This is a genomic window from Deltaproteobacteria bacterium (assembly GCA_016875225.1).
Lineage (GTDB): Bacteria > Myxococcota_A > UBA9160 > SZUA-336 > SZUA-336 > VGRW01.
Window position 1 is genome coordinate 1 of record VGRW01000124.1, and the last position, 6,903, is coordinate 6,903.

Sequence of the window (6,903 nt, forward strand, 5' to 3'; positions counted from 1 at the left end):
CGGGGCAGATCGCGCGGTAGCCGCTCGAGCCGAGCGCGCTCGCCGCGAGCTCGCGATCCGCGACGGTGGAGCGCGGCTCTCGATCGGCCGGCGATTGCACGGTCGCTGCATCGGAGAGAATCAGAATTCCTTCGTCCATCACGGCTCCCTTCATCGAGCCGCTCGGGAGAGCAAGTCACGTGCCCGGCGCCGCGCGCGCGAGCGCGCGGATCGGTCCGAGTGGGGCGCCGCGATCCGCGCGCGTGGTCGCCAGAGCTGGCCGTGCGCGCGCGGAGCCGAGTCAGGTGATCGAGCTTCGCACCAGCTCGACCAGCTCCGCGAGTCCGTGCGACGCGAAGAAGTGATCGGCCTTCGGAATCACGTCGAGGTTCGCGTTCGCCATGCCCTCGAAGAGCGAGGAGAGCCGGCCGATCGGCGCGAACGTGTCGCGCCCGCCGACGATCACGTGGATCGGCCCGCCGAAATCGTCGATCGCAAGCGTCTCGATCATGCCGATCGGCGGCGCGACGAGGATCAGCTCGGCGACGCGCGGATCGCGCAGGCCGACACGCAGGGCGGTCGCCGCGCCGAACGAGTAGCCGGAGGCGATCACCGGAACGCCCGCCGTCTCGCAGACCTGCTCGAGAGCGGCGAGGTAGTCCTCGTCGGCGGCGGCCGCGTCTGCGCTGATCGCGCCCTGGCTCGCACCCACGCCGCGCCAGTTGAAGCGCAGCGACGCGACGCCGGCCTTGTACAGCGCGTACGCGAGCTCGCTCACCACGGGGTTCTCGAGGCTCCCGCCGTACTCCGGATGTGGCGGCGCGATCACTGCGCCGCGGCCCTCGCCCTTCTGCCAGACGCCCTCGAGCACGAGCCCCGAAGCCGGCACGACGATCGGAACCATCTGTTCCTTCCAGGCCATCGGCGTCAGACTAGCGCGCGCGCCAGCACGTCGGCCGCCGGGGCGCCCAGACCGAGCTCGCGCGCGAGCGCCTCGGGCGGGTAGCGGGTGCCGGTGTTCCAGAGCTCGAGCAGGAGCGCGCCCGCGCGACGGCTGGTCCACCAGCGGGTGCCGAAGCGCTCGCGCAGATGCCGCACGAGCTCGAACGCGACCGATTGCGCGCGAAGCACGTCGACCGACCCGAGCCGCGCCGAGCACTCGAGCAGGAACCGCGCCTCGTCGGGCCGGCCGCCGAGGGCGGCCTCGAGCCGCTCGCCGTAGAGCGACTCGAGCCCGTGCGGATCGCTGCCTGGCGCGAGCTCCGCCAGGGCGAGCTCGACCTCGACCAGCGCCGCGGCGCGCCGGATCGACTCCAGCCGGCGGACGAGAAGCACCGCTGCGAGCTCCTCGACCCTGCCCGCGACCAGGCCCGAGTCGGCGAAGCTCCGCTCGGCCAGGAGCTCCGGAAGGAGGAAGCGCCAGACCAGCGCGCTCGCCGGATCACCGAGCGCGCGGTGCGCAAGCTCGAGCGCCGGCGAAGTGAACGCCGCGTGGAGCGCCTCGCCGGTCGCGGCGAAGAGCGCCTCGAGCGCGGGCAGTCCGGCGCGCGGCGCGTAGACCAGCCAGACCTCGCCCGGCACGCGGGGCGCGACCGCGAACGCGAGCTCGCGGGCGCTCGCGGGCGCGAGCTCCTCGATCCGCAGGCCCGGGGCGCGCGACAGCGGCGCGCCCAGCCCTTCCAGAGCGAAGTCGAGCGCGGGCCGGAGCCTTGATGCGCCGAGCAGCTCGTCCCAGGCGAGCGGCCGAACCGCGCGCTGCGCGTCGCGAAAGGCCGAGGCCGTCGCCTCCAGCAGGCCCTGCGCCTGCGCGGACCAGAAGCCGTAGTCCACGCCCGGCCGCTGCGACTCCGCGAACTCCCGCGCGTGCGCGAAGCCCAGGGTCGCAAGCCACTCGCTCTCGCGCGCGGCGAGCTCCTCGCGAAGCTCGACCGCATCGGGCCGAGCGCGGGCGCGCGCCGAGAGCTCGCGCGTGCCGCGCGCGAGCATCGCGGCCTGCAGCGCCGCGATCATCCGGGCGTTTCGCTCGCGCGAATCGGCGAGCTGCGACGTCGAGCCCTCGGCCTGAAGCTCGCGAAGCGCCTCGCCGCCGGTCACGTCGAGGTGCTCCTCGTCCGCGCGCTCGAAATCGAGCTCGTGGCTTCGCCCGGCGCGAAACGCGAGCCGGACGCGCGCGCGCGCCTCGCGAAGCGACTCGTAGCGATCGCGCACGTCTCTCATCAGGCGCGGATTCTAGGCTACGCTGCGAAACGCATGAGCGAAGCCGACGAACGCGCGCGGTTGATCGGCCGGCGCGTGCTCTGGGAAGGGAGCGTCGGATCGTTCGGTCTGGACACGGTCGTCCTGCCCGGCGGACAGGAGGCGGAGCTCGCGATCCTGAAGCATTCGGGCGCGGCGGCGGTGGTTCCGTTCCTCGACCGCGATCACGTGGTCCTGCTGCGCCAGTTCCGGCACGCCGCCGGCGGGACGATCTGGGAGGTGCCGGCGGGAAAGCTGGACGCTGGCGAGGATCCCGCGGCCTGCGCCGCGCGCGAGCTCGCCGAGGAGACCGGCTATCGCGCCGGAAGGCTCGAGCGCACCGGCGCGATCTTTACCACGCCGGGCTTCACCGACGAGCGGATCCACCTGTTCGCGGCGTTCGACCTCACGCCCGGGGCGACCGCGCACGAGCACCACGAGGTGATCTCGAGCCAGGTCGTGCCGCTCGCGCGGGCGCTTTCGATGATCGACTCCGGCGAGATCAGCGACGGCAAGACGATCGCCGCGCTCTTCCTCGCCTGGCGACGGCTCGCGGCGGCATGACCGCCCCGCTCGGAGTCGCGCTGACCGCGCACTGGCTCGGGCTCGAGTCGGTGCTGCGGCTGGTGCGCCGCGCCGACGAGCTCGGCTACGCGCTCGCGCTGGTCGACGGCGACGCGGCGTTCGCCGACGCCAGGCCCGAGCGGCCGATCTACGACCCGACCGCGCTCTGCGCCGCCGCGGCGCTGCGCACCGACCGGCTTCGGATCGGGGCGATCCACTTCCCGCTGCTCTGGAATCCGGTTCTGCTCGCGCGCAGCCTGGCGACGCTTCAGGACCTCGCAGAGGGCCGGCTGGTCGGCGTCTTCGGCGTGGGCGCGAAGCGCGAGTCCCGCCGGCTCGGCCTGCCCGAGCCCGACGGCGCGGAGCGCGTGGCGCGCCTCTCCGAGATGCTCGACGCGGTGCGCGGCCTGCTCGCGGGCAAGACGGTGACGAGGAAGGGCCGGTTCACGTCGCTCGAGCGCGCGAGCATCACGCTGCCGAGCGCGCCGGTGCCGATCGCGGTCTCGGCCGCCAGCGCGCGGGCGCTCGCCGTCGTGCGCGAGCACGCGGACATCTGGGACGCGAACGTGCCCCCGCTTCGCGAGCGGCTGCTCCCGCTTCGCGAGCGGATCGGCCGCGAGATCCCGACCTGGTGCTGGGTCTTCGCGCGTCCGGAGGAGAGCTTCGAAGCGGCCTCGCGGGCGTACCGACACCTGGCGCCCTGGTTTCAAGGGCTCGCGCCGGCCGAGGTCGACCGCGCGATCCTCCACGGCGACCCCGAGGCCTGCCGCGAGAAGCTCGCGCGAATGCGCGAGGAGCTCGAGCTGGCGCTTCCGATCCTCGATCTCACCGGGCTCGGCGAGGCCGCTGCGCTGCGCGCGCTCGAAGCGCTTGCGCCTGCAACGGGCGCGCGAATTTCCTAGCCTCGGGAGCGTGTACGGGCGCAATCGTTTCGGGGGCAGCGGCATACCGGGCCTGACGCCGATGGTGCAGCGCATCATGGTCGCCTGCGCGGTGATCTGGGTGCTGCAGCTGATCGTGGGCAGTCAGTTCCCGCTCACGGAGCTGGCCTCGGTCAGCGTCCGGGGGGTCTTCGAGCACTTCTACCTCTGGCAGCCGTTCACGTACATGTGGCTGCACGCGCCCAACACGATCCTGCACCTGCTCATGAACATGTTCGCGCTGTGGATGTTCGGCGGCGAGCTCGAAATGGCCTGGGGATCGCAGCGCTTCCTGCGCTTCTACGTCATCTGCGGCGCCGGCGCGGGATTGATCATCCTGGGCTGGAACGCGCTCACGGGCGTCTCGGCGATCACGTTCGGCGCGTCGGGCGCGATCTACGGCATTCTCACGGCGTTCAGCCTGACCTGGCCCGACCGCACGATCATGCTGCTCTTTCCGCCGATTCCCATGCGCGCGATCTGGTTCATTCCCGTCATGTTCGCGCTGCAGCTCGTCATGGGAGGGGGTCAGGGCGTGAGCACCGTCGGACACCTCGGAGGCGTGATCGTCGCCGGAATTCTGCTGCGCCAGGAGCTCCAGCGCGTGCTCGGCGTGCGATCGCTTCGCTATCGCTGGAATCGCTTGCGAATGCGCAACCGACTGCGGGCGGTGCGCCGCGACGAGTTCGAGCGAAGAAAGCGCGACGACGATCGCCCGAGCTTCCGCTGAGCGATCGGACCTCGAATGACAAGGGCCCTGCGACTTTCATCGCAGGGCCCCCCCACCGATCCCTCTCCGACCCGGTGAGAACTTTTTCTCCTCCCACCGACGGCCGGATTCTATTTTCGGCGCGCGCGAAGTGTCAAACGGAATCGAGGACCGCGATCGCCTCGATGTGATGTGTCTGTGGAAGCGCGTCGAGCACGACGATTCGCGCGACCCGAAACTCCGCTCCGAGGCGCGCGACGTCGCGCGCCAGCGTCGAGGCCTCGCACGAGACGTAGACGACGCGGCGCGGACGCGCTTCGCGGATCGCGTCCAACACCATGCGGTGGCAGCCGACGCGGGGTGGATTCAGCAGCACGAGCTCGGGCGCGAGCGCGGCGAGCCCGCCCGGCGCCCAATCCTCGCAGGCAGCCTCGACGATCTCGGCGCGGGCGTTGCTGCGCGCGTCCCGCGCCGAGGGCCCGCGCTCCACCGCGACGACGCGCGCGAAGCGCTCGGCGAGCGGCTGCGTGTAGAAGCCGACGCCGCAGTAGAGCTCGCATGCGCGCTCGCCGCGGCCACAGGAGTCCACGACCGCGTCCTGCCAGCGCTTCCAGAGCGGCCGGTTCGCCTGGAAGAAGGCCGTAGGGCCGACCGCGAAGCGGCGCTCGCCGATCTCGATCCGCTCGCCGTAGCCGCGGATCTCGAGCTCCCCGCTGCCGCGCGGTGGCCGGGCGCGGACGCGCGCGAGCTCCGTCTCGGTCGCGGGGTCGAGCACCGCGCAGCGCTCGACGTCGACGACCTCGTGCGAGGCGCGCGCGCGAAAGCCGACCCGACCGCGTTCGTACGCGATCCGCGCGCGCGATCGGTAGCCGAGCGCCGCGGGGCTCGCGATGTGCTCGATCTCGGGCAGAGTCCCGATGCCGCCGATCCGCCGGAGCGCCTCTCGCACGATCTCGATTCGCGCGCTCGCCTGAGCCGGCTCGGCGAGGTGCAGCCAGGAGCAGCCACCGCAGCGGCCGTAGGACGGACACGGCGCTTCGCGCCGCGCGGGACCCGGCTCGAGCACCGCGTCGATCTCGGCTCGCGCGAAGCGCGCTTCGACGCGCGTGACCCGCACGCGCAGAAGATCCCCGGGTGCGGAGCGCGGCACGAAGACCGTGAGCCCGTCGACGCGCGCGACGCCGTCGCCCCCTGCGGCAAGCCGCTCGATCCGGAGCTCGAGCTCGGCTCCGACTCGCGCGCTCAAGGCCCCGGCGAGACGGTGCGCTTCGCGCTGCCGACCCGCAGCTCGACCGCGCCCGGATCGATCCGGTGCACCTGCACGCCCGCGACGATGTCGCCCTCGTGCGCCTCGGGGACGTTCTGCCGCTCGAAGCGCAGGCTGGCGACGCGTCGCTCGGGAATCGGATGCCAGCGGATGCTCTCGACCGAGACGTCGGGAAACGCGCTCTGGATGGGTGCGCTCGCTTCGGCGGGCTCGGGCGACGGACGGGCTGCGGGCGCAGTCCTGGCCGGCTTCGCGACGACGGTCTTGCGCGGCGCGGGCTGCGTCGGAGCCGGAGGAGCAGGTGCTGCCGCCTGGATCTCGGGCTCGGGCGGCTCCGGCTTGGCCGCCCCGGCTTGCGCCCGCGCCTCGGCCTGCATCTGCTCCGCTTGTGCGCGCTCGGCCTCGCGCTGCGCCTCCTCGGCGGCGCGCGCGTTCGCGATCGCCGCCTCGAGCCTGGCGCGCTCGGCCGCGATCTCGGGCGTCTCGGCCGGCGGCGCTGGCGGCGTCGTCGGCGGGGACTGCGGCGCCGGCTGCGGAGTCACTTCCCCCTGCGCGCCCGCCGACTCCGCGCGCGCGAGCGCGGCCTCCTGCTCTCGCGTCTCTCGCTCCAGCGCGTCGAGCTCCTCCTCCGTCGGCAGGCGCTCCTCTTGTGCAGGACCGCCGAGCCATGCATCGATGCGACCGCTCGAGTACAGCCAGGAGCCCGCCGCGCCCGCGGCCAGAACCAGCGCGAGCGCGGCGATCCATCCGGAGCTCCGGCGGCGCCTGCGCCGCGCGGGTGACGGTGTCTCGCTCGTGACCGAGCCGCGCAGATCGGCCGGCGGCGTCTGCGCCGAGCGGTCCCGCTGAACCTTGCGCAGCGCGTCGAGGATCGTGCTCACTGCGCTTCCTCGAGCTCGCGCAGCCGCGGCGTCGTGTAGTCGAGCGACTGGTACAGAGCGACCAGCGTCTCGGGGCCGAGCTGATCGCTGGGCTCCAAGCCGTGCGTGCGCTGGAACACGCGCAATGCGCTCGAGGTGAGCTCGTCGAACTCCTCGCTCGCATCCCCGGGCTCCAGGTATCCGAGCTCGGCGAGCCTGGCCTGGAGCCAGCGGATCGGGCGGCCCTTCATTCCAGGCAGAAGCACGGGCACCGACTCGAAGTTGGTCCAGAGATAGAACGTGCGACCGGTCCAGCTTCGCTCGAGCTCGGCCAGCGGCAGCGCGACCGCTTCACCCGCGATCTGCAAA

General features: G+C 72.7%; 7 protein-coding genes. 3 read left to right on the forward strand and 4 right to left on the reverse strand.

The annotated features are described in order from the left end of the window. Positions 1-280 precede the first annotated feature (280 nt). Positions 281-901 (reverse strand): alpha/beta fold hydrolase, encoded by a 621-nt coding sequence (locus FJ108_17415; GenBank protein ID MBM4337668.1) that lies wholly within the window; start codon positions 899-901, stop codon positions 281-283. A gap of 5 nt (positions 902-906) precedes the next feature. Beyond that, the gene (locus tag FJ108_17420) at positions 907-2,196 is read right to left on the reverse strand and encodes a hypothetical protein (protein MBM4337669.1); all 1,290 of its coding nucleotides are present in this window, start codon (positions 2,194-2,196) and stop codon (positions 907-909) included. 33 nt (positions 2,197-2,229) lie between these two features. On the opposite strand from FJ108_17420, the gene FJ108_17425 reads away from it, so the two are divergent. The 3 genes from FJ108_17425 to FJ108_17435 are packed head-to-tail and all read left to right on the forward strand — an operon-like array spanning position 2,230 to position 4,428. Beyond that, positions 2,230-2,778, forward strand: coding sequence for an NUDIX hydrolase (locus tag FJ108_17425; GenBank protein ID MBM4337670.1), 549 nt, complete (start codon positions 2,230-2,232; stop codon positions 2,776-2,778). Next, positions 2,775-3,680: an LLM class flavin-dependent oxidoreductase gene (locus FJ108_17430; GenBank protein ID MBM4337671.1), complete on the forward strand. Its 906-nt coding sequence runs from the start codon at positions 2,775-2,777 to the stop codon at positions 3,678-3,680. Before FJ108_17425 ends, FJ108_17430 begins: the two co-directional genes overlap by 4 nt. A 10-nt stretch (positions 3,681-3,690) precedes the next feature. Continuing rightward, positions 3,691-4,428, forward strand: coding sequence for a rhomboid family intramembrane serine protease (locus FJ108_17435; GenBank protein ID MBM4337672.1), 738 nt, complete (start codon positions 3,691-3,693; stop codon positions 4,426-4,428). Positions 4,429-4,561: 133 nt separating this feature from the next. Here FJ108_17435 and FJ108_17440 read toward each other — a convergent pair whose 3' ends face one another. Together FJ108_17440 and FJ108_17445 are read right to left on the reverse strand one after the other, a co-directional pair. Beyond that, positions 4,562-6,343, reverse strand: coding sequence for a class I SAM-dependent RNA methyltransferase (locus FJ108_17440; protein MBM4337673.1), 1,782 nt, complete (start codon positions 6,341-6,343; stop codon positions 4,562-4,564). 208 nt (positions 6,344-6,551) lie between these two features. Next, positions 6,552-6,903: peptidoglycan-binding protein (locus FJ108_17445; protein MBM4337674.1), on the reverse strand; the 352-nt coding region annotated here is incomplete at its 5' end.